General features: G+C 68.5%; 19 protein-coding genes. 11 read left to right on the top strand and 8 right to left on the bottom strand.

Annotated features, from left to right (window positions below):
* Nucleotides 1-395: 395 nt before the first annotated feature.
* From msrA to Q8A52_RS28310, 3 genes are all read left to right on the top strand, one after another.
* On the top strand, nucleotides 396-908 hold the full coding sequence (msrA, locus tag Q8A52_RS28320) for a peptide-methionine (S)-S-oxide reductase MsrA (RefSeq protein ID WP_316756500.1): 513 nt from the start codon (nucleotides 396-398) through the stop codon (nucleotides 906-908).
* A gap of 1,111 nt (nucleotides 909-2,019) precedes the next feature.
* Entirely contained in the window at nucleotides 2,020-2,682 is a 663-nt protein-coding gene (locus Q8A52_RS28315) for a response regulator transcription factor (protein ID WP_316756498.1), read from the top strand.
* Nucleotides 2,679-4,058 (top strand): sensor histidine kinase, encoded by a 1,380-nt coding sequence (locus Q8A52_RS28310; protein WP_316756496.1) that lies wholly within the window; start codon nucleotides 2,679-2,681, stop codon nucleotides 4,056-4,058. Before Q8A52_RS28315 ends, Q8A52_RS28310 begins: the two co-directional genes overlap by 4 nt.
* On the opposite strand, the gene Q8A52_RS28305 is transcribed toward Q8A52_RS28310, so the two are convergent.
* Entirely contained in the window at nucleotides 4,039-4,941 is a 903-nt protein-coding gene (locus tag Q8A52_RS28305) for a COG4705 family protein (protein WP_316756494.1), read from the bottom strand. The two genes, Q8A52_RS28310 and Q8A52_RS28305, sit on opposite strands and share 20 nt — an antisense overlap.
* 153 nt (nucleotides 4,942-5,094) lie before the next feature.
* On the bottom strand, nucleotides 5,095-5,823 hold the full coding sequence (locus Q8A52_RS28300; RefSeq protein WP_316756492.1) for a COG4705 family protein: 729 nt from the start codon (nucleotides 5,821-5,823) through the stop codon (nucleotides 5,095-5,097).
* A gap of 230 nt (nucleotides 5,824-6,053) precedes the next feature.
* Here Q8A52_RS28300 and murJ point away from each other — a divergent pair, with 230 nt between their 5' ends.
* Complete coding sequence (gene murJ / locus Q8A52_RS28295) at nucleotides 6,054-7,733, top strand: murein biosynthesis integral membrane protein MurJ (RefSeq protein WP_316756490.1); 1,680 nt, start codon at nucleotides 6,054-6,056, stop codon at nucleotides 7,731-7,733.
* 87 nt (nucleotides 7,734-7,820) lie between these two features.
* Here the strand turns inward: murJ and Q8A52_RS28290 are convergent, their stop codons facing one another.
* Nucleotides 7,821-8,453: a nucleotidyltransferase family protein gene (locus Q8A52_RS28290; protein ID WP_316756488.1), complete on the bottom strand. Its 633-nt coding sequence runs from the start codon at nucleotides 8,451-8,453 to the stop codon at nucleotides 7,821-7,823.
* A 556-nt stretch (nucleotides 8,454-9,009) separates the two neighbouring features.
* Between Q8A52_RS28290 and Q8A52_RS28285 the strand changes: the two genes are divergently transcribed.
* Both Q8A52_RS28285 and Q8A52_RS28280 read left to right on the top strand, forming a co-directional pair.
* Entirely contained in the window at nucleotides 9,010-9,888 is an 879-nt protein-coding gene (locus Q8A52_RS28285; protein ID WP_316756484.1) for an SDR family NAD(P)-dependent oxidoreductase, read from the top strand.
* Between the two features lie 193 nt (nucleotides 9,889-10,081).
* Nucleotides 10,082-10,654 (top strand): TetR/AcrR family transcriptional regulator, encoded by a 573-nt coding sequence (locus Q8A52_RS28280; protein ID WP_316756482.1) that lies wholly within the window; start codon nucleotides 10,082-10,084, stop codon nucleotides 10,652-10,654.
* On the opposite strand, the gene Q8A52_RS28275 is transcribed toward Q8A52_RS28280, so the two are convergent.
* The 5 genes from Q8A52_RS28275 to Q8A52_RS28255 form a co-directional block, all read right to left on the bottom strand.
* Nucleotides 10,651-11,274, bottom strand: a complete 624-nt coding sequence (locus Q8A52_RS28275) for a LysE family translocator (protein ID WP_316756480.1) — start codon at nucleotides 11,272-11,274, stop codon at nucleotides 10,651-10,653. The genes Q8A52_RS28280 and Q8A52_RS28275 overlap by 4 nt on opposite strands.
* A 113-nt stretch (nucleotides 11,275-11,387) precedes the next feature.
* On the bottom strand, nucleotides 11,388-13,643 hold the full coding sequence (locus Q8A52_RS28270) for a thiamine pyrophosphate-dependent enzyme (protein ID WP_316756478.1): 2,256 nt from the start codon (nucleotides 13,641-13,643) through the stop codon (nucleotides 11,388-11,390).
* Nucleotides 13,640-15,193, bottom strand: coding sequence for an aldehyde dehydrogenase family protein (locus Q8A52_RS28265; RefSeq protein WP_316756476.1), 1,554 nt, complete (start codon nucleotides 15,191-15,193; stop codon nucleotides 13,640-13,642). Before Q8A52_RS28265 ends, Q8A52_RS28270 begins: the two co-directional genes overlap by 4 nt.
* Before the next feature lie 29 nt (nucleotides 15,194-15,222).
* Nucleotides 15,223-16,563, bottom strand: a complete 1,341-nt coding sequence (gene lat / locus Q8A52_RS28260) for an L-lysine 6-transaminase (RefSeq protein ID WP_316756474.1) — start codon at nucleotides 16,561-16,563, stop codon at nucleotides 15,223-15,225.
* A gap of 889 nt (nucleotides 16,564-17,452) precedes the next feature.
* Complete coding sequence (locus tag Q8A52_RS28255; protein WP_316756473.1) at nucleotides 17,453-18,037, bottom strand: TetR/AcrR family transcriptional regulator; 585 nt, start codon at nucleotides 18,035-18,037, stop codon at nucleotides 17,453-17,455.
* Nucleotides 18,038-18,066: 29 nt separating this feature from the next.
* Between Q8A52_RS28255 and Q8A52_RS28250 the strand changes: the two genes are divergently transcribed.
* The 5 genes from Q8A52_RS28250 (at nucleotide 18,067) to Q8A52_RS28230 (ending at nucleotide 22,673) form a co-directional block, all read left to right on the top strand.
* The gene (locus tag Q8A52_RS28250) at nucleotides 18,067-19,236 is read left to right on the top strand and encodes a patatin-like phospholipase family protein (protein WP_316756471.1); all 1,170 of its coding nucleotides are present in this window, start codon (nucleotides 18,067-18,069) and stop codon (nucleotides 19,234-19,236) included.
* A 1-nt stretch (nucleotide 19,237) separates the two neighbouring features.
* Nucleotides 19,238-20,755, top strand: a complete 1,518-nt coding sequence (locus Q8A52_RS28245) for a flavin-containing monooxygenase (RefSeq protein WP_316756469.1) — start codon at nucleotides 19,238-19,240, stop codon at nucleotides 20,753-20,755.
* A gap of 177 nt (nucleotides 20,756-20,932) precedes the next feature.
* On the top strand, nucleotides 20,933-21,895 hold the full coding sequence (locus tag Q8A52_RS28240) for an alpha/beta fold hydrolase (protein ID WP_316756467.1): 963 nt from the start codon (nucleotides 20,933-20,935) through the stop codon (nucleotides 21,893-21,895).
* 122 nt (nucleotides 21,896-22,017) lie between these two features.
* The gene (locus Q8A52_RS28235; RefSeq protein ID WP_316756465.1) at nucleotides 22,018-22,458 is read left to right on the top strand and encodes a cupin domain-containing protein; all 441 of its coding nucleotides are present in this window, start codon (nucleotides 22,018-22,020) and stop codon (nucleotides 22,456-22,458) included.
* A 32-nt stretch (nucleotides 22,459-22,490) separates the two neighbouring features.
* Complete coding sequence (locus tag Q8A52_RS28230; protein WP_316756463.1) at nucleotides 22,491-22,673, top strand: hypothetical protein; 183 nt, start codon at nucleotides 22,491-22,493, stop codon at nucleotides 22,671-22,673.
* The last annotated feature ends 13 nt before the right edge of the window (nucleotides 22,674-22,686 follow it).

The raw sequence follows: 22,686 nt of genomic DNA, 5'->3' as shown, positions 1-22,686 counted from the left end.
ACCGCAGCTACACCAACCGAGACGACCCTTCAGTCAAGGGCTGGAGGGCGGTGCGTGTCTGACTGCGTGACCACCCCGACGCACAGCGACGGACAAGGCCGTCACACCCTCTGGGTCCCGACAAGATGCGCACCGTCCTGCACCAGCCACCTGGGGTGAGCTGGACTCCACCCCGAACCGCTGGCCGACAGCGTTGCGGGGGGCACCGTGCCGCGAGCCCCAGCCACGTCTGCGACCATGCGACGTTCTGCTGTCTACTCACCTCAGGCATGCGCCGGGCAGGCACGGAATTGTTTGCCCCCCTCAGGTGCTGATGGAGCCAGAGGGTGAGGGATGCCGGCATCAGGCGAGCCGAGCAGCCCGGACGACCTACGAGAGACAGCGAAGGGGCCGTAATGGCAGCGCAGACGCAGAGGGCCGTACTGGCGGGCGGATGTTTCTGGGGGATGCAGGACCTCATCCGCCGGCTCCCGGGCGTGACGGGGACCCGGGTCGGATACACCGGGGGTGATGTGCCGAACGCGACGTACCGTAACCACGGCACCCACGCGGAGGCCATCGAGATCCTTTTCGACCCCGAGAAGACCGACTACCGCACGATCTTGGAGTTCTTCTTCCAGATCCACGACCCGAGCACCAAGAACCGCCAGGGCAACGACATCGGTCTCAGCTACCGCTCGGCGATCTACTACGTGGACGACGAGCAGAAGAGGATCGCGGAGGACACCATCGCGGACGTGGACGCCTCCGGGCTGTGGCCGGGCAAGGTCGTCACCGAGGTCGAGCCGGTCGGCCCCTTCTGGGAGGCCGAACCCGAGCACCAGGACTACCTGGAGCGCTACCCCGACGGCTACACCTGCCACTTCCCGCGCCCGGGATGGCGACTGCCCACCCGCAAGGAGAGCTGAGCGCGCGAGAGCCGCACAGGGCCGGCATCGACCAGGTCGGATCAGGACTGTGGTCGGTGCCGCCAAGCAGCGAATTGCTGCGGCACGAGGGACAGGGCAGGCGGCGCAACCATCGTGCCGTCCCGCGGGTCCCACGCCGCATACCCCTCACCGGAAGCCACCACCGGCCCTTTTCGCTCGCCGCCGGTCGCTGCGCCCACGAGCAATGGCGGGCATGCGCGAGCAGAAGTTACGACTCTGCGGACGCCCGGTCTGAGGAGGCCAGTTCACGCAGGAAGACCGCGGACACAAGGCCCTCCTGCGGTCCGTAGCCGACCCGGCGAGTGCCCTTGCACCGAACGTGGCGTCACCGCCAACCCCGTCCCCGAACTCGTCGAGGCCCACGCCCGACACCTCGGCGTCCTCGACTGACACCCCCGACACGGCCGAACCAGGGCGCCCACGGCTCTTCCTGGCCTACCCCGACGCACTCCGCGCCACGACCGGGCACCCTGCCACCGCATCTGCGCGCTCGTGAAAGCGCCGCCGGGGCCAAGGCAAACGCCCCAGCTCGGCACCGTGCAGCGATCGGTGAGGGTGTGTTTCTGAGGACCGGGCTGCGCCGGCTGTGTGACCACGGATGGGCTTTGCGCGGCGCCCGTCGCTCGGGAACGCCCTTCCACCGTCAGTCGTCTACAGTGACATAGACGGTCTACATTCCTGTAGTCATCCGTTCGGCTTGCCGCTCTCACCTGCACGGAAAGGGTCCCGTCCCGCATGACCACTTCGTCGCACCTGGCCGCCAGATGATCCTTGCCGTTGACGGGCCCCGAACGACGGCTCCGCAATCCCTGACACGGTGCGCGATGCGCGATGCGCAGTAATGAGACGGTCTGGTCCGGTCGACGTATGCACTCACGGTGGTGGCGTGCCACCCGCGTGGGGACAGTCCGAGGACTGGCGGCAATGGCGGTAATACGCGCTGCAACGAAGCGGCCGTCCGTCCATGACGTGGCCCACGCTCGTTGACCGCCATCGGCCCAGGAGGCCGACAGCCTGCTGGGCGCGGACCCGGTGGCTGCCCACCTGTTCACCGCGGCTACGACCATGACCGGAGGACCGACGGAGGATCATGCAACCCAAGATCCTGGTTGTTGAGGACGATCACGCCCTGCGAGACGTGCTGCGGCGGGGCCTTCAGGACGAGGACTTCGAGCCCGTCCTCGCGCCCGACGGCGCCAGCGCCCTGCGACTGGCGACCGCCGGCATCGCGGCGGCCGTACTCGATGTCGGCCTGCCCGACGCGGACGGACGGGACGTATGCCAGGCATTGCGGGCCAATGGCTTCTTCGCCCCCGTGATCTTCCTGACCGCCCGCCACCAGCTCACCGACCGCCTCTCCGGCTTCTCCGCCGGGGGCGATGACTACCTGCCCAAACCCTTCCATCTCGCCGAACTCGCCGCGCGGCTGCGCGCCGCGCTCAGACGGGCCGTCCCCCGATCCTGCGCCACAACCGGTGATCTGGTCCTGGACGCGGTGGATCACAGTGCGACCGTGCACGGTACGCGCATCGATCTCTCCCCGACGGAGTTCCGGCTGCTGGCCACGCTTGTCGCCGCGGACGGGGCCCTCGTGCGCCGCCGTGACCTGGTGCGGGCCGGCTGGCCCGAGGGAGCGCAAGTGAGTGACAACACTCTGGACCAGTACCTGAGCCGGCTGCGCCGCAAACTGCGCGAGGCGAGCAGCCGTCTGACGATCGATACGGCGCGCGGGGTCGGACACCGCCTGTCATGAACCGTGCCTCCCGCGTCTGCGGTCGCCTGGCCCCGCGCTCCCTACAAGGCCGGCTCTCCCTCGTGGCGCTGGCCGCCGCCGCGCTGCTGATAACGGTCCTGACCGTGGCATTCAACGCCGTGATGGACGAGCATCTGCAACGCCAGGCGGACGACGAGTTGCGCACCAGAGCGGCAGCGGTGACCACGACCGTCGACACCAGCGGTCCCCGGGTACGTGTACTGGAAACCGTCAACGACCGCCTCCTCGACGCGAACGTGTGGATCTACGCCGACACCCGCCTGCTGGAAAAGCCGCCGTCCGCGACCGTCGGGCGGCCAGTGACCCAGGTCGCCGACCGGCTGGCCGCAGAGCGCAAGCACGCCTGCACGACCGTGGACGGTCACCGCCCCGTCCGGCTGTGCTCGCAGCCGATCCCCGACCACGGTGCCAGAGCCACTGTCGTCACCGCGCTGGATCTGGCTCCGTACCGCAGTTCGGCCGACACCCTGCTGCTGGGATCGCTGGTCCTGGACGTTGTCATGCTCGGCTGCACGTACGTGCTCACGCGCCTGTCCGTCGGCCGGGCACTGCGACCGGTGCGGACGATGACCGACCAGGCAACGCAGTGGAGCGCTATGGGCTCCGACGACCGCTTCGGAACGGAGGATCACCCGGTCGAACTTGCCCGCCTGGGTGGCTCACTGGACGCGCTTCTGGACCGCATACGCACCGTGCTGCGCCACGAACGGCAGCTGACGGGAGAGCTGTCCCACGAACTGCGTACGCCACTCACCCGGATCATCATGGAACTCGACTGGTGGCAGTCCCGCCCGCGCACGGACGCTCAGACCCGCGCCACCCAAGAGGTGATCGCACAGGCCGCGCGGTCCATGCGCACGATCTGCGACACGCTCCTCAACGACGCCCGCGAGAACGCGCTCAACCCGGCGACGGCCGCCACGACCACCGACGTCGTACCCCTCCTGGGCCGCCTGCTCCAGCAGGCCGCCCCGCCGGATCGGGTGAAGGCCACGGTGGAGACGGGCGCGCAGGTGCTGCAGGCAGGGGTCCCACCCGCGCTCATCGAACGTATCCTCAGCCCTCTGCTCGCCAACGCCGTCCGCTATGCCCGCTCCAGCGTGACCTTGTCCGCGCGGCGCCTGCCCAGTGCCGTGTGGATCGATGTCGTCGACGACGGCCCCGGTGTACCAGCAGAGTTCGTGGCGGATCTGTTCCAGCCCGGCCGACGCGCCGATGCCGACGACGGGCACGACGGCGCGGGCCTCGGGCTGCCGCTCGCGCGGCGCCTGGCCCGCACCGTCGGCGGCGAGGTCTCCTACGACCCCGGACACGCGCCCGGGGCCAGATTCACGGTCAGTCTCCCTGCCGGGTGACCGACTCCCGCTCCTCCCGCGCCTTTCCTTCGGCGGACTGACGCTCCTTCATGTGGGCGTAGGCCATCAGGCCGAACAGAACAACGAGCAGCACGGCGGACGAGCCCACGGTACCCAGGTCCAGGCCGCCCTTGGCGACCGGCTTGGTGAGGAAGTCACCCGCGGTGGCGCCCAGCGGGCGGGTCAGGACGAAGGCGATCCAGAACAGCAGCACATTCGGCACCGTGGGCACCTTCATGAGCGCTACGAGCACGGCGAGCAACCCGGTCACAAGCAGTGCGCCACCGGCGTACCCGAGGCCGGAGCTGTCGGACAGGAAGTCGCCCATCGAGGTGCCGAGGGTGTTCGATACGAGGATCGCCGACCAGAACAGGGCCTCGCCCTTGAAGGTGACGATGTCACGGATCTGGAAGGTCATCCCGCTCAGCTTCCAGGCGAGGAAGATCGCCAGGAGGATCGAGATCAGGATCGCCGCTCCGGCGGGGTAGCCCAGGCCTAGGCCCTGCGGGCCCCAGCCCAGCTTGGTCGCACCGTTCGAGAGGTACTTGGCGCTGGCGTCGCGGTTCATGAAGTCGGACATCGTGGTGCCGGCCATGCTGGTCGACAGGATCACGGTCCAGTAGCAGAACGGGTTGTAGCGGCTGGATCGCAGCTGGGCCACCAAGGTCACCACGAAGATCAGGAACAGCGCGATCGTGGTGAGGAAGTAGCCCAGCTTCAGGGTCTGCGCGAAGAGGTCGCCCGCCGTCTCACCCAAGGTCGTCGCGGCGATCTTCATGATCCAGAAGGCCAGCGTAACCTCGGGCAGTTTCTTCATCACCGACTTGGTCGTACTCGACGTACTTGCCACGTCGAGGTCGGTGAGGACCTCGGATTTCTCCAACTCGGATTCTCCTGTCCGCTCGAACGACAGGGCGCTCGCCCCTGGGAACCGGGACGAGCGCCCTGTGAGATGAGTCGGCCGCCGGCGGCGGTCGAGATCTCCGACCGTGGCACAGAGATCCTGAACGCATCCTGAACACAAGCGGGTTGCAGGTCACGCCACGTGTAGGGCCGCCTCCTCCGGCTCGGTGACGTCCTTTCGGGTCACGCCCAGGTACACGACCAGACCGAGGATGACCGCAAGGAACAGGGCGCTGGTGATCACGGTGCCCAGGCCCACACCGCCGTCGCCGCTCGGCTGGGAGAGGTAGTCGCCGATCGAGGCGCCGAGCGGCCGGGTGAGGATGTACGCGATCCAGAAGCTCCAGACCGCGTTGAGACCGAGGGCGAAGTGCGCGACGGCGACTGCGGCGATGGCCAGGGCGAACAGCACGGCGGACAGCCAGTAGCCGAGATCCAAGCGCTCGGAGACCAGGTCACCGGCCGCGGTGCCCAGGGCGTAGGTGAACAGGACGGCCAGCCAGTAGAACGACTCGCGGCTCACGGTGTCGATGCTGTGGATGGACAGCGTCCGTTCCCGGCGGTACCAGACGACGAACACGACCGCGAGAACGAGTCCGAACACCGTGGTGCTCAGCTCCAGCGGCACGCCCATGTTGTCGGTGAGGTTGTCGCTGATCAGGGTACCGACGACGCTGATCAGGGCTACGGCGGGCCAATACACGCCCGCCCGGTACGCGCTCGTGCGGAACTGCACGACCAGCACTGCGGCCAGCAACGCGCTCATCAGCACCGAGACACCGGTCAGGCCGAGACCCGCCTTCTCGTTCAGCAGGTCGGCTGCGGTCTCACCGACCGTCGTGCACAGCACCTTGCCGGACACCTGAACGCATCCTGACTGGCATGAGCACCGGGCGTACGCTCCTCCCCCGGACGCGGCATGGGCACCACTGGGTCAAGGTCGACCCCGCCCCCCTACGCCGCGTTCGTCAGCGCGGCCCTGCGCCTCGACGCCGGCACTCACAAGTGCCGGTGGGAGCACGGGCGCTGCCGCCGAGCGACGAGCCCGAGGCTCCCGCAAACCGGTGAGATCGGGAAACGTAGATTGGTCCCATGATCGAGGACACGTCGCCCGAGCAGTTCGAGCCGTCAAGCACGAGACGCAGGAAGCATGCTGCCCCCAAGGAGGCCCAGGCAGGCACGGTACGGCGGTCGTCCGCGCTGATGGCCGCGGGAACCGTGGTCTCGCGCGCCACCGGACTGATCCGGCAAGTGCTGCAAGCCGCCGCCCTGGGCACCGGACTGCTGGCCACCACCTACAACCAGGCCAACACGGTGCCCACCAGCTTGTACTTCCTGCTGATCGGCGGCGCGCTGAACTCCGTCCTGGTCCCCCAACTGGTCCGGGCCCGGGCACAAGACCCCGATGGCGGGGCCGCATTCGAGCAACGCCTGGTCACCCTGGTGCTCTGTGTCCTCGGTGTCGGCGCCGCGCTGGCCACCTGGGCCGCTCCCGAGATCATCAGCATCTACCAGCACGACACACCCGCCACGCACGACGCGTTCGAGCTGACCGTGGTCTTCGCCCGCTTCCTGCTCCCCCAGATCTTCTTCTACGGCGTGTTCAGCATCTTCGGACAGGTCCTCAACGCCCGGAACCGCTTCGGGGCAATGATGTGGACCCCGGTCCTGAACAATCTCATCCTGATCACGATGTTCGGCCTGTACCTCGGCATGCTGACCGTCCCCAGGCACGTCTCGGACATCACCGACGCCCAGGTCAGACTCCTCGGCATCGGCACCACCCTCGCCCTGGCCCTCCAGGCACTCGCCCTGATCCCGTACGCCCACGAGGCCGGCTTCCGCCTGCGACCGCGCTTCGACTGGCGGGGCACCGGCCTGCGCAAGAGCGTGAACGCGGCCCGCTGGACCTTGCTGTTCGTCCTGGCGAACCTCGCGGCAAGCACCGTCGTCACCCGCCTGGCCTCCGCCGCGGACGCCGTCCTGCCCCGCGACGGCGTCGGCTATACCGCCTACAGCTACGCCCAGCAGATATGGATGCTCCCCCAGTCGATCGTCACGGTCTCCCTCGTAACCGCGCTCCTGCCGCGCATGAGCCGGGCCGTGACCGAGCATCGCCTCGACGACCTGCGCGCCGACCTGTCCCGCGCGCTCCGGGTCAGCGGCGTCGTCATCGTCCCGGCAGCGTTCTTCTTCGTCGCCTTCGGCCCGCAGATCGCGCAGCTCCTGTTCGCCCACGGGGCCGCCGACGCCGCAGCAACCGTCCCCCTGGGGCACATGTTGCAAGCCTTCGGCCTGGGACTGATCCCATTCTCCGCCCAGTACCTCCTGCTGCGCGGCTTCTACTCCTTCGAGGACACCCGCACGCCGTTTCGTATGGCGCTGTGGATCAGCGGTATCAACATCACTCTCGCCGTGGCCTGCCATCTTCTGCTGTCCCCCCGCTGGGCCGTCACTGGGATGGCCGCGGCCTATGCCCTGTCGTACGGCATCGGCCTGCTGCTGACGGCTCTGCGCCTGAGGCGGCGCACCGAGGGACTGCTCGACGGCCGCCGGATCTGCCGCACGTACGCCAAACTGACCGCGGCCGCCACCGGCGCCGGGGCAGTCGGCTGGCTGATCAGCCGCTCGCTGAACGACAGCCCCACATCGGCCTCCTGGACACCGGCCATCGCGCTTGCAGCAGGCGCCATCACGATGACCCTGCTGTTCCTCGTCCTGGCACGACTCCTGCGTATTGGAGAACTACGCAGCCTGCCCCGTCTGAGCTGAGCCCGGCACCGGCAGAAGCAAGACCAATGACGAGGGCTCAGGGCGATGCACCACCGCGCGCCCTGAGCCCTCAACGTGCCATCCCCCTCACGACCCACGCACCCCGGGATCCGACGCCCGCTCCCCGACGGGCCAGTCCAGTACGGTCAGCTCAGGCCACTGCTCCCGCCACCGCGCCGCCTTCGTCTCATAGACCGACTGCGGAGCAAGCACCGGGTTGGGCCGGACAACAAGGTTGAACACATCGGACAGGCCGTGCGGCGCATACACGCGCCACCGCCCATCAGCCTCCAGACGCACTCCCAGGCAGCACGTGGTCGCGGCGAAGCTGTCGATCGCCGCCTCGGTGGACTCATACGGCTCACACGCCACGCCGAACTTGTCCTCGTACCAGAGGTGAACCCGGGCCTCATTCCGGATCTCCACCTTCGCAGGCACATCAGCAAAGATCTCCCGCCCGGCCTTGATCACCGCGTCCTCCGCCTCCCAGGACAGATCGTCGGCGTCGAAATAGAAGACGTCGTAGTCCTTGATGCCGACGGTCGGCGGCCTGCCCGTCACCACGTTCCACACGGTCTGGAACAGGCAACCTGCCGTCAGATACCACCCGGGCAGCTCCAGCGTCGCAGTCCGCGCCAGCACCTGCCCCAACACGTCGTTGCGGGTCAGCACCGCACGCAGGGACTCAAGTTGCTCATCGAGAGGGAGTCGGCTGATCACCGGCTTTGCCTACCACAAGTGCCCCAGGGCAAGCCCCACTCCCCAAGAACCGTCGACGCAAGGGGCATCCAGACAGTTCCCAAACCCGGCCATCGAAATCGAGGCGACGCCGGCACTGAACTCTTCCTCCTCGACGTTGGAAACGCCTGCGGCGCCCTCGCCCGCCTCTTCGGCGTCCGCAACTCCTATGGTTGGCGGCCGCCGACTGGGACGAGACCGATCGGTCCGGTGCTCTCAGCCGCAGTGCGATCGCCGGGGCGGCGACCCACTGGGCGCCGGTCTGGGATGTGATGCGCACGCTTGCCGAGTTGCACGGACCAGAACACGTTCGACTCGTGGTCTGGTTCGACTGATCACCTAACCGCACAACATCCAGTAGTGCGCCGAGATCGACGAGGCCCCCGGCCGTGACGGACTCCTGCGACAAGCACCGGGCGCGAGCACGGGCCGCCCCTGCCGGAGCCGCAACACTCCCAACAAACCGGATAGGTCATCCGGATCTGCTACGGTGGCATCAACCGGATAGCTCATCCAGATACACAGAACGGGTTGCGCAATGAAGCAGACAGCGGTCGTCACAGCAGGGACAGCGGGAATCGGCTTGGAGACCGCCTTGGGGCTGGCCGAGGCAGGCATTGAGGTCACCGTGGTCGGGCGCAACGCCGAGCGCGGTGCCCGTGCAATCGAACGGATCAACGCGACGGCACCGTTGCACTCCGCCCGGTTCCTGGCCGCCGACCTCTCCTCTCTCGACGCGGTCCGCGCCCTCGCCGGTCGGATCGCCGCAGAAGGCCCGCTGAACGTGCTGGTCAACAACGTCGGGGCGATGTTCCCGGACCGACAGGACTCGGTCGACGGGATAGAGGCGACGTTCGCCGTCAACCACCTCTCGCCCTACCTGCTGACCGAACTGCTGCTGTCGACATTGCGAGCCGGTGCGCCGAGCCGGATCGTGAACGTCACCTCGGGAGCGATCGGTACCGCAAAGCGCGTCTTCGACTCCGTCGAGCCGCCGGGGGGCTACTACGGCTTTCACTGGTACGGCCGCGCCAAGCTGGCAAACCTCGCCTACACACTGGATCTGGCCGGCCGGCTGGACGGCACCGGCGTCTCGGTCTTCGCCGCAGATCCCGGCGGCGCCGCGACCGACATGACCAACGGCACCATGCGCGATCCGAAGATCGTCTCGCCGGGGCTGCGGCTGCTCTGGCCGCTGGTCCGGCGCAAGTTCGAGCGCTCGACTTCGGGACCGGCGTCCTTGGCGGCCAAGCCTTCGATCTTCGCCGCGACCGACGACTCCCTGGCCGGCCGGACCGGCGTCGTCATCGGACCCCAGGCGCATCCGGTCACCCCCTTCCGTTCGGCAACGGATCCCCGCATCGCCGAAGCCGTCCGCCGCCTCAGTGAGCACCTCGCGCCACTCACGCATGCGTGACGAGATCTGATGCCGATCAGCCGTGACCGTAAGGCGGATCGGTTCCCCATCAGGGGCAGCGAGGTTGCCGTACGCAGTGACTTCGCGCACCTCTCACAGGCTCAGCACTCGGCCGCTCGGGAGAGGAAACGGGTGGCTCATCCGGATCGCGCCCTACAGCCATTCGGATGAGCCATCCAGTTAGACTTCTCGCATGACGACCGCCCGCCTACGCAAGGACGCTGCCCGCAACTGGGAACGGATCGTCGCCGTGGCTCGCGATCTCGTCGACGAAGGCACACCATTGCAACTCAACGACATCGCCCGCCGTGCCCACATGGGCGTCGGCACCGTGTATCGCCACTTCCCGACCGCCGAGGCGCTCCTGGAGACCGTCGCCACCCCCAGCCTGGAGGCACTCGCCGCCCACGGCGAGCAGGCGCTGGCCGATGACAACCCCGGGCGCGCCCTCGCCGGCTTTCTGACCCGCACCATCGAGGCACAGGTCACCGACGCTTCTCTGTCCCCGGTCACCGCCGCACCCACGGACGCCCTGCCACGCACCACCGAACTGAAGCGGACCCTGACGTCGGTCGGCAGAGAGTTGCTCGAGCGGGCCCGCGATGCCGAGGTGGTACGCGCCGACCTGACCTCTGACGACCTGGTCCCGCTGATGTGCGGAATCGCCTACGCCGCGAACGTCCACGGCGCCCCTGAAGCCCGTACAGAGACCGCCCGCCGCTATCTGACCTCGCTGCTGGAAGGCTTGTACGTCCGTCAGAGCTAGCTCTCGACAGCCATCCGAACACCCAGGATCAGCAGCACCCCTCCGGACACCTGCTCCAGCCGCCGCCGCACATCAGCCTTCGAGATGAGCGCTTTCATTCGGCCGACAAACCACACGTACAAGCCGTAGTAGCCGACCTCGTAAACCGCCCACATCGCAGAAAGCGCGATCATCGTGGGCAGCTTGGGTGCACCCGTCGGCACGAACTGCGGCAGGAACGACATCGCGAACAGAGCGGCCTTCGGATTGGCCAGGTTCAACAGCAGGCCCGAGCGGTACGTCTTCCAACCGGATTGGACAGGGTCTGCCGCCGCCTGCTCGACCGGCTGCGCATGCCCGCGCCGGGCAGCCAGAAGAGTCTGTATTCCGAACAGGAGCAGGACAATTGCCCCAGCTGTCCTCATGATGTCGTAAGCCAGCTGTGAGGCAGCGATCAACGCCGTGAGCCCGAGCGCTGCGATGACACCCCACACGAACACACCGGTCTCGTTGCCCAGCACGGTGAAGAACCCAGCGCGTTTGCTGTGCAAGGACTGCCGGATGATCAGCATGGTGCTGGGGCCGGGTGAGGCCGCGACCAGGGTGCAAGCGCCAAGGAAGGCAAGGAGGGTACCGAGCATGCGCTCATCGTCCGACCTGCCCGCCGATCGTGTCCAGGCCACTTCCTCTGGGTCACCGCCCCGCAGGCACTGGCCGCCCTGCCCACCGACCTCCTCGACCAGCTGACCAACCGTCACCGATGAGCAGACGGTCCTGCCGAGAGCAGCTCGCCGGCGGCGTGCTCGACGTCGGACTCGGACACGAGCACCAGCTGCGCTGCGTTCCCCAGCGGGATGAAGCTGTCCGCGCCGGCGACCCGTCGGACGGCGCCGGTGAATCCGGCGTCGACCAGGGCGGTGACGACTCCCTCGGACACTCCTCCCGTGCGGCGGGTCTCGTCGACCACGAGGACGCGTCCCGTCGCACGTGCTTCGCGCAGCAGGTCGTCGAGCGGCAGGGGTGCCAGCCAGCGCAGGTCGACGACCCGGCAGGCGATGCCCTGCTGCTCCAGTCGGCGTGCGGCTCGAAGCGAGATGGGCAGGCCGTTGGCGAAGGTCACGAGGGTCAGGTCCGTGCCTGTGCCGTAGGTGCGTGCCCGGCCGATCGGTACGTGCAGTGCGGGGGGCGGGTATGCCGCGAGCCAGCCGTTGTCCTTCTCCGTGTGGAGATCTCGCGTGTGGTAGAGCGCGATCGGCTCGAGGAAGGCGCTGACCGTTCCGTCCACCTTGCCGGCCGCCACGCAGGTGCGCAGCATCGCGGCGGCGTCGTCGGGACGGGACGGGGAGGCGATGACCAGACCGGGAATGTCACGCAGGACGCCCAGCGCGTTGTCGTTGTGGAAGTGACCGCCGAATCCTCGCTGGTAGCCGTAGCCGGCGATGCGGACCACAAGGGGGTTGCGGTACTGGCCCTGAGAGAAGAACTGAAGCGTGGCCGCCTCGCCGCGCAGTTGGTCCTCGGCGTTGTGCAGGTACGCAAGGTATTGGATCTCTGCCACCGGCAACAGCCCGGACAGCCCCGCCCCCAGCGCGAGGCCGAGGATGGCCTGCTCGTCGAGCAGGGTGTCGAAAACCCGAGCGCTGCCGAAACGCCGCTGCAGTCCCCGTGTCAGTCCGTAGACCCCGCCCTTGCGGCCGACATCCTCGCCGAAGACGACCATCTCCTGGTAGCTGCCGAGCAGGTCGGCGAGTGTGTGGGTGATGGCCTGGGCGACGGTGACGGGCTCGCCGACGGGCACTGCGGGTGGTTCGCTCGTGCGGCGTGCCGCAGCCGCAACAAGGTCGGGACGGCGGGGTGCGATGGGGGCGGCGATCTCCGCTGCGGTGGTCAGGGGCTCGCTGTCGAGGGCCTCCTTGGCGACGGCGAACACCCGTCCGCCCACCTCGTCGTACCGGTCGAGGACCTGCTGCTGGGTGAGGACGCCGGTCGTTGTGAGCAGCCGGGCCGTGGCCAGCAGCGGATCGCGTTGCAGATCCGCGGCGACTTCGGAAGGCACTCGGTAGGCGGCTTCGGCGTCCGAGCCCGCATGGCCGAGGAACCGCACCATCGACAGGTGCAGGAACGTGGGTTGCCTGGTCTTGCGCACATGGGCCACTGCCTGGCACGCGGTGTCGAAGGCGGCTGACGGATCGCACCCGTCCGCGGCGAAATAGGCGAGACCCGGCCGGTTGCCGTAGGCGCGCCGCACCCAGTCATGCGGTGTCGGCACGCTGATCCCCAGGCCGTTGTCCTCGCAGACGAACAGCACTGGCATCGGAAGGCCCTGGTAGGCCGCGTGGCAGGCGCTGTTGATGGCGCCTGCCGCCGTGGAGTGGTTGACCGAGGCGTCTCCGAAGGAGCAGCAGACGACGGCATCGTCGGGCCAGGCGCACTCGGTCCCGAGCCGCTTGGCGCGGGCGATGCTCCACGCCACCCCGACGGCCCGCGGCAGGTGGGAGGAGATGGTCGACGTCTGTGGGATGACGGCCAGTTCGCGACGCCCGTACACCTTGTGCCGTCCACCGGCGATCGGCTCTTCCGCCCCGGCGGCCACCCCCAGGAGCATGTCCCTGACCGCATCACCGCCGCCGGCCTGCCGGGCACGGGCGCAGTAGAAGGCGCCGGACCGGTAGTGCAGCAACGCCGGGTCGCTGGGGCGCAACGCGAGGGCGACCGCGGCGTTGCCTTCGTGCCCGCTCGATCCGATGGTGTAGTAGCCACGGCCCTGCTGCTGCATCCAGCGTGCAGCGGCGTCGGCGTGCCGGCTCTCCAGTTGGGCGTCGAACAGATCCAGTGCGGTACGGGCGTCCAGTGCGCGGGGGCGCAGCTGGACCGCCGCGTCCGTGCCGGCGGCGAGCGGCCCGGAACCGGCAGCGCCGCCCGCCGACCCCGGACCGGCAGCGTGGGCGGCAGACCGGAGACCGGCCACCGCCTCGCGGAAGTGCCGGTCCAGGTCCTCGACGCCGTTCACAGGCGGAAGGCCATGTCGGGCTCGAGCGTGGCCACGTCCATCTGCGCCTTCTGCAGACGGCCGGAGTAGTCCCAGTTCATCGACTGCCAGCGGGTGAACTGATCGAGCACCCACTGCCCCGACTGGCGACTGCCATTGCCCGACTTGCCGTTGCCGCCGAACGGCAGGTGCGCCTCGGCCCCGGAGGTGGTGTTGTTGACGCTGACCATGCCCGCGGAGATCCCGCGCCGGAACGACCACACCTCGTGCGGATCGGTGGTGTAGACCGCCGCGGACAGGCCGTAGCCGTGGGCGTTGGCCAGCTCGAGGGCCTCGTCGAAGTCCCGGTAGGTGGTCACTGCGACGATGGGGCCGAAGGTCTCGCTGAGGAACAGGTCGTCGTCGCGGCGCACCCCGTCGACGATCACCGGGTGGTAGAACATGCCCGCCTCAGGGTCACCGACGAAGCCCTTGCGCGGGTTGTCGGCCGTGATCCGCCCGATGCCGTCGGAGCCGTACGTTCGGTGGTGGTCCTTGATCCACCCGAGGAAGGTCTCGTAGCGCTGCGCGAACCGCTCGTCGAGCATCGGGCCGTAGAGGACGTCCTCGAACGCGTCGCCGATCCGGGCCGCGCGGCTCGCGGCGTCGAAGCGGGCGAGGAAGTCCTCCTTCACCGACTCGTGCACGATGAGCGTCCCAAGGGAGGTGCAGCGCTGCCCCGCGGTGCCGAATCCGGAGAACAACGCCCCCTCGACCGCCAGGTCGAGGTTTGCGCTCGGGGTGACCACCTGGGGGTTCTTGCCGCCCAGCTCGAGGCACGGGGTCTGCAGATGGCTTCCGCACAGGGCGCCGATCTTCTGGCCGACGAGCGTGGACCCCGTGAAGCCGACCTTGTCGACCAGCCCGCCCTCGAGGGATGCCTCCAGACCGGCGTACGTCTGCTCTCCGTCGGCGAGCACGAGGTTGAGTACGCCGTCGGGCAGGCCGCCTCCGTGCACGAACAGCTCGAACAGGGCCTTCGCGCTCGCGGCGGCGTATTCGGCGGGCTTCCAGACGACCGTGTTGCCGGTCACGAGCGCCGGCACGAGGTACCAGGCCGGCACGGCCACCGGGAAGTTGCCCGCGGTGATCACCGCAACCGCGCCGACAGGGTTGCGGAAGGTGAACAGTTGCTTGTCGGGCATCTCCGAGGGCACCGTCTGCCCGTACAGCCGACGGCCCTCGCCCAGGAAGAAGTCGCAGGTGTCGATGATCTCCTGGACCTCGCCGAGTGCCTCTGCGTACGGCTTGCCGATCTCCTCGGTCACGATGCGGGCGAGCCGGTCCTTGTTGGCTTCGACGAGCCTGCCGATCTTTCCGATCGCGGATCCGCGCACCGGTGCCGGGATGTCCGCCCAGGACCGCTGAGCCGCCTTGGCCGCCCTGGCGGCCTCGACGAACGTCGCGGCGTCGCCGAGTGAGACCTCGGAGACCAGCTCGGCGGTACGACCGGGATTGGGGCGCTGGAGAGTCCCGCCGGGAGCGCCGGCGACCCTGCGGCCGGCAACGATCGAGGCGACGGAACGAGCCATGACTTTGCTCCTTGTCGGCTGGTACGGGGTCAGTGCAGACCGGCGAGGATCCGGTCGAGGGCCCGCAGGGCGATCCCGAGTTCGTCCTGGGTGATGGACAGGGCAGGGCGGAAGCGCACCGAACGCTCACCGCACGGCAATGCGATCACCTGCTCTTCGGTTCGCAACCGGCGTACCACCTCGTCGCGGACGCCGCTGTCCGACAGATCGAGGGCGCTCATCAGTCCGCGCCCCCGCGAGTTGGAGGCCACCGGTGCGTGTCGGACTTCCAGATCACGTAGCTCGGCCAGGAACCATGATCCCACGGCAGCGGCACGGGCCACCAGGTCGTCCCTTTCGATGATCTCCAGGATGCGGCGTGCCCGGACCATGTCGACCAGCCCGCCGCCCCAGGTGGAGTTGATCCGCCCGGAGACCTGGAACACGTTGTCGGGTACCTGGTCGACGCGGCGGCCGGCCATGATGCCGCCGAGTTGGACCTTCTTGGCGAAGGCGACGATATCCGGCTCGAGGCCGAGTTGCTGGTAGGCCCAGGTGGTGCCGGTGATTCCCACCCCGGTCTGCACCTCGTCGAGCACGAACAGCGCGTCGTACTCGTGACAGAGCGCCTGCATCGCCTGCAGGAACTCCGGACGCATGTGGTTGTCGCCCCCCTCGCCCTGGATCGGCTCGGCGATGAAGCAGGCGATGTCGTGCGGGTTGTCCTCGAAAGCTCGCCGCGCCTGCTCGAGGGCCCGTCGCTCGGCCTCCTCGACCTCGGCCAGGTGGCGCTCGAGGGGGAACCGCACGGCGGGGACGTCGATACGCGGCCAGTCGAACTTCGGGAAGCGAGCCGTCTTGTTGGGCTCGGTGTTGGTCAGCGAGAGGGTGTAGCCGCTGCGGCCGTGGAACGCCCGCCGAAGGTGGAGCACCTGGGTGCCGAGCTCGGGTGAGTGGCCCGCGGCCTCGTTGTGGCGGCTCTTCCAGTCGAACGCGGTCTTCAGCGCGTTCTCGACGGCGAGCGCCCCGCCCTCGACGAAGAACAGTCTGGGCAGGTCGGGATCACCCAGCACCCGGGCGAACGTCTCGACGAACTCGGCGTAGTGCGTGGTGTAGATGTCGGGGTTGGCGGGCTTGTTCGCAGCCACCTGCGCGAGCAGGGTCATGAACGCCTGATCGTCCACGATGCCCGGCGCGTTGAGACCCAGCGGAGCGGACGCGAAGAACGAGTAGAGGTCGAGGAACTTCTCACCGGTGCGCGCATCGACGATCCACGAGCCGTGACTGGCGAGCGGGTCGAGCACAAGTTTGAAACCGTCGGTCAGCACATAGCGGCCGAGTCTCTCGTGCACCTCGTCAGGGTGGACCGTCGACGCAGCAGCAACCGTCATGGAGGCACCTACTCTCGATAGCCGTTCACCGAATATCTTTCGCTGAATGCGAGAAGCAGCGAAAGTATTTTATGTACGACGCAACTCCAGCCACAAGGTTTCGTGCGCTGGCAGATGCTCGGAAAAAAATGGGATGATCCGGGCACGGCTGCGGCCTCGACCCCGACCAGCGCTCGTGATCATCTCGCGACTCCTCTTGGTTCCGGTGTACGAACGCAGCTCGACGTCCCTGCGGACCACGCGCTTGCGTATCCCGGCGCGGGACGGCACGGACTGGCCACGGCCATCACGGCACTCTCACTCCGAGGCTCGGTGGCTGCGTCGCGCCGCGCGGGAGCGCGTCTGGATTCACTCTCCGGCGCTCCCCGCCTCGGACTGACGGACCACGCCGCACCGGCGGCGACGAACCGGGACGGCGGAGGAAGAGGGACGTACGGTGGTCCGTGGCCGCGACAGTGGAGGCGGGCCGTCGCGGCTGAGGATGTCATCCAACCGGCCGCCCCCCATCGGTGTGCGACCACAGGACGGACCGGTCACCCGGTCGCGGCGACGATGGCCACGCAACCGGTCCTGAGTCGGTCGCTGCCGCCGCCCGCCAGGTCGGCGTGCTTCCGGCCACCGACGAGGACTGGTCGCCCTGCAGAATCGGCCCGCCGGACAACCCTGCCGGCGCGGCAGCACCGACCGTCCCCGTCAACAGCGGCGGAAAGTCTCCCGCCTCGAGAAACTGACCGCCGGCCGCTCCGACGCCCTGTGACTCAAGGGGACACAGAATTCCCGGCGTGCCAGAGACGCACGATGGCCGCTTTGGTGCAGCCACCCCTCCCCCGTGGCCTCCCGGTCGGGACATACGTGCCCAAGAAGCAGTGGGCGAGCACGCACGGCACGATCAACGCAGGATGAGACGCAGCGTGTCGGTCAGGACTCTGGTGGGAACGGCTGGGTCGGTGATCCGTTGAATGCCGAGTCCGATGCCGAGGCTGAGCAGCGTCATCGCGGCCTGCTCGGCGGGCATGGCCAGGGAGGCGCCCAACTCCTGGACCAAGGCCTCGAGTAGTTGAGCGAGTGCCTCGCGGATTGCGACGACGCGCGCCGTGATCTCATGCCGGAGCTCGTCGTCGTGGCGGGCCTGGGTAAGGAACTCGACTTCGAGCGTGGTCCAGGCTTCGTCCCCGATGTGTGCCTCGCTCCAGGCGGTGAACGCCGCCAGGCGGTCCTCGATCCGGGCGTCGTGCATGACGGAGTCGGTGAGCAGGGTCAGCTGCTCGGCACGGATGTCGTCGAGGACGGCCAGGCACAGGTAGCCCTTGCTGCGGAAGTTGGAGTAGACGGCGCCCTTCGAATACCCGGCCGCCTCCGCTACTTCGCTGAGGGACGTCGCGCCGTAGCCTTTGCGCAAGAACAGGTCCCGCGCGGTGGCGACGAGTCGCTCGCGCGTGCGCTCCTGACTCTCAACGCGGCTGAGGCGGGCCATGTTTCCGTTCCCTCTCCCGCCTGCGCGGCTTGACCAGCAGGCTCGTGACGTTCTTGAAGTCCTCGGATCCTATCCCCGACATGGGCTGTCCACCCCGCTCGGATACCGCTAGTATCCCGAATTCAGATACCGTCGGTATCTCGATCTCGCCGGTATCCCGATGTCCCGATTGGGCGGAGTACTCAGTGACCTTGACTGGCAGGCGAACGACCCCTTCCCGCGGACTGGTACTGGGCTGCGGCGGAACGCTCGGCGCGGCCTGGACGATCGGCGCGCTGCATTCACTCGAGCAGCTCGTGCAGTGGGACCCACGCGAGGCCGATGTCCTGGTGGGCACCTCGGCCGGGGCGGAACTGGCGGCCATGCTCGGCAGCGGCATCGGCGTGGCACAACTCCTCGCCGCGCAACTCGGCCACCCAGAGGCCCAAGCCGAACTCCGCCGCCACTTCGCGGCCCCTCCCCGAGGCCTGCCGCCACGGCCCGCGCTCTTCCCCGGATCGCCCCGGCTGACGCGCCACGCGCTGGGTGGCAGGACTCCCGCGCTCGCGGGCCTGTCCGGCTTGCTGCCCCAAGGACGTGGTTCAGCCGACTGGCTGGCAGCTCTGGCGGACTTCCTCGCCCCTGCCGGAGGCTGGGTCAGCCATCCCGCGACCTGGCTGGTCGCGACCGATTTCGACATGGGGCGACGTACCGTTTTCGGTCATCCGGACACCCCGCCGGTCGCCTTGCGTGACGCTCTGCGCGCGTCATGGGCGGTCCCCGGCTGGTTTCCACCCGTACGCATCGCCGGCCGGCGCTACGCGGACGGCGGCCTCATGTCCACCGCCTCGGCCGACCTTCTGGTGTCCCGTGGCCTCGATGAGGTGTACGTCGTGGCGCCGATGAGTTCGTCGTCCCCCGCACCACGCACTGGACTCGGCCGCGCGGAGGCGCTGCTCCGCCGCGTCATGACCCGCACATTGAACGCCGAATGCGCCGCGTTGCAGGCAGCGGGCACACGGGTCATCCGGATCGAGCCCGCTGCCGCCGAACTGAAGGTGATGGGAGGCAACTTCATGAACGGGCGACGTCGTCTGACGGTCCTGGAGGCAGCTCTGCGCACGACGCGAGCCACCGTCCGCGATCGCCTCCGGTCAGCCGACTTGCCTGCTCCACAGGCCACCGCCGGCCACGGCCTCGACGCTCGGACGGGAGCCTGACATGGCCCGGCCCAACGCTGCCGCGGCAGCCGTCACCGGCGAGACCCGCGACGTGGAGGTCCTCATCATCGGCACCGGCCTGTCCGGCATCGGAGCGGCCGTCAGACTGCGCCAAGCCGGCGTGCACGACCTCGTCCTCATAGAGAAGGCGGACGAACTCGGCGGCACCTGGCGGGACAACACCTACCCAGGCTGCGCCTGCGACGTCCCCTCCGCCCTCTACTCGTACTCCTTCGCACCCAATCCGGAATGGACGCGTGCCTTCGCGGGCCAGCCGGAGATACGCGCGTATCTCCGTGACACCGCGGCCAGGTACGGCATCACCCCGCTCATCCACTTCGGCACCGAGGCCATACGTGCCCAGTGGCACCCCCACCAGGCCCGCTGGCATGTCGAGACCAGCCGGGACCGCTACACGGCCCGCCTCCTGGTCGCGGCGGCAGGGCCGTGGCACGAACCCCTGCTCCCCGACATCCCCGGCCTGGCCGACTTCCCCGGCGAGGTCTTCCACTCCTCGCGCTGGCGCCACGACCACGACTTCACGGGCACACGTGTCGCCGTTGTCGGCAGCGGCGCGTCGGCGGTCCAATTCGTCCCCGCCATCCAGCCACAGGTGGAGCGACTGCATCTGTTCCAGCGCACCGCCCAATGGGTGCTGCCCAAGCCCGACCACTACGTGCCCCGTGCCGAGCGATGGCTCATGCGACGCCTCCCGGCAGCCCAACGGGCCCTGCGGAACGTGGAATATGCAGCGCTGGAGACCCTGGGAATCGGTTTCCGGCACCCGTCCCTGCTGCGCGCGGTGCAGAGGGTCGGCACGCTCCACCTCAAAGCGACGGTCAAGGACCCGCAGTTGCGCCAGGCCCTGACACCCGACTACACCCTGGGCTGCAAACGGCTGCTGCTGTCGAACACGTACTATCCCGCGCTGGCCCGGCCCAATGTCACCGTCCACGCCACGGCTGTCGCGGCCGTCCGCGGCAGCCGCGTCATCGGTGCGGACGGCAGCGGCGCGGACGTCGACACCATCATCATGGGAACCGGCTTCCACATCCTCGACATGCCGATCGCCCACCGGGTGTTCGACGCCGAAGGTGCCAGCCTCGACGACCACTGGAAGGGCAGCCCGGACGCATATCTGGGCACCACGGTCAATGGATTCCCCAACGCGTTCGTTCTGCTCGGGCCACATCTCGGTACCGGGCACTCCTCCGCCTACACGATCCTCGAGGCACAACTGGACTACGTGACAGCCGCGGTGCGTCGCTTCCGCGCCGCAGGCTGGACCAGCATGGACGTACGCCCCGAGGTCCAGGCCGCCTTCAGCGCCGAGGTCCAGCAGGCTCTGCCGCGTACCGTCTACAACGCGGGCGGTTGTTCCAGCTACTACCTCGACGACAACGGCCGCAACAGCTTCAGCTGGCCCTGGTCGACAGGTCGTATGCGGCGTCGCCTGGCCGAATTCGACCCCGAGGCCTACGACATCACTTCGAGCACACCACTGCATGTCACCGTGTAGAAGCGGTGGAACCGCTCCGTCACGACGAGCGGGCACCGCTACCGGCCGGCCAGGGACACTGCCGGGCGGGACCCACCCGAGCCCGCGGTGGCCCTCTGTGAGACAAATGGGGGAGGCTCGCGACAGTCCACGGACCGGCGTCGCCGTTCGAAGATCACGACGCATACGCTCACGCACATGGTCGAGCATCGAATGGTTGACGTGAACGGCATTCGGCTTCACATCGCCGAGCAGGGCAACGGCCCCCTGGTGGTGCTCCTGCACGGCTTCCCCGAGTCATGGCACTCCTGGCACCATCAGTTCGGTCCTCTGGCCGACGCGGGCTTCCGAGTGGTCGCACCGGACCAGCGTGGATACGGACGCAGCGACCATCCCGAAGACGTCGACGCGTACACCATCCTCCACCTGGTCGGCGATGTCGTCGGACTGATCCATGCGCTGGGTGAGGACAAGGCGTACGTCGTCGGGCACGACTGGGGCGCGCCGGTCGCGTGGCACACCGCGCTGCTGCGACCGGACATGGTGCTCGGGGTGGCCGGGCTGAGCGTGCCGCCCCCCTTCCGGGGCACAGAGCCTCCCTTGGCCACCATGGACAAGCGGTTCGGCGGCCGCTTCTACTGGAACTACTTCAACCGCCCTGGAGTCGCCGACGCCGAGTTTGCCAAGGACACGCGCACCGCCCTGCGGAAGTTCTTCTACTGGGCCTCTGGTGACTCTCCCGACGCAGGCCAGGGCAAGCAGCCACTGGTCGACCCCGAGCGCGGCTGGCTCGCGACCATGCCGGACCCCGAGGTCCTTCCGGAGTGGTTCACCGAGGACGATCTCGACGCGCTCACCGAGAGCTTCTCCAAGGGCTTCACCGGGGCTCTCAACTGGTACCGCAACCTCGACCGCAACTGGGAACTGACCGCTCCCTGGCACGGCGCCGTCGTCACCCGGCCCAGCCTGTACATCTACGGCGACCGCGACGTCGTCCCGGCCTTCCCGGGCACGCCCGAACTCATCGACAAACTCACCGACCTGATGCCCGACCTGTCGCGCAAGCCCCTCAAACTCGCGGGCTGCGGTCACTGGACTCAGCAGGAACGCCCGAACGAGGTGAACGCGGCACTCATCGAGTTCCTCAGGGCCGGCTCCTGAGCCCGGCCCTGAGGATCGTCGAACCGGCCAAGGCCCTGACCAGCCTTCGCATCACCCTCAGTCTCCAGCAGAACCACCGTCATCTCGGCCTGGCGACGCGTACGTCGGCGCCGCGTATCCTCGTGGCCCGCCCCTGGGCAGCGCACCTGTGCCTGCCCCTCTCTTACGCGCTGGTCACGGAGGTGTTGGCATACGCGGCTCTCGGCGACCGTGCGGCGGTGGAGGTCGGTTCCAAGAGCATCAGCGGCGCCGGCGCCTGGGGCGTGCGCCGCTCCGAGCTCGGCCGGCCCGGCTTCAGCGTGCTCCTCGAAGGACGGTGCCTGCTCGCCGTCGAGGACCATCCGCCGGTCACCTTGGAGCAGGGCGCCTTCATCCCCCTGCCGTCGACACCCGCCTTCACCCCGTCGGGCTTCGAGCCGGTGGGCCCTCCCGTCCGCGACCCGAGGACCATCCCGCATGCCGCAAGCGAGGCGCACCACAGCGAGGACGGGCTTCCGGACGTGCGCATCCTGGGCAGGAACTTCGTCTTCGACTCCTCCGACACGGCCTGCTGCGAGGCCTGACCGACCCCCGGCTCGCACCGGCCATCCAGCAGATGCACGAACACATCGAGCAGCCCTGGACCGTCGACACGCTCGCCCGCACAGCCGCGCTCGCCCGATCGGCATTCTTCGACCGCTTCACACGCAACGTGGGACAAGCCCCCATGGACCGCCGGGCAGGGCGCATGGCTGTCGCGAAGGATCTCCTGAGCCGCCAGGAACTGGGCATGGCCTAGATCGCCGAAGAAG

The sequence above is a fragment of the Streptomyces herbicida genome (assembly GCF_032656585.1).
Taxonomy (GTDB): domain Bacteria; phylum Actinomycetota; class Actinomycetes; order Streptomycetales; family Streptomycetaceae; genus Streptomyces; species Streptomyces herbicida.
This window is presented reverse-complemented; position numbering and strand designations above follow the sequence as displayed.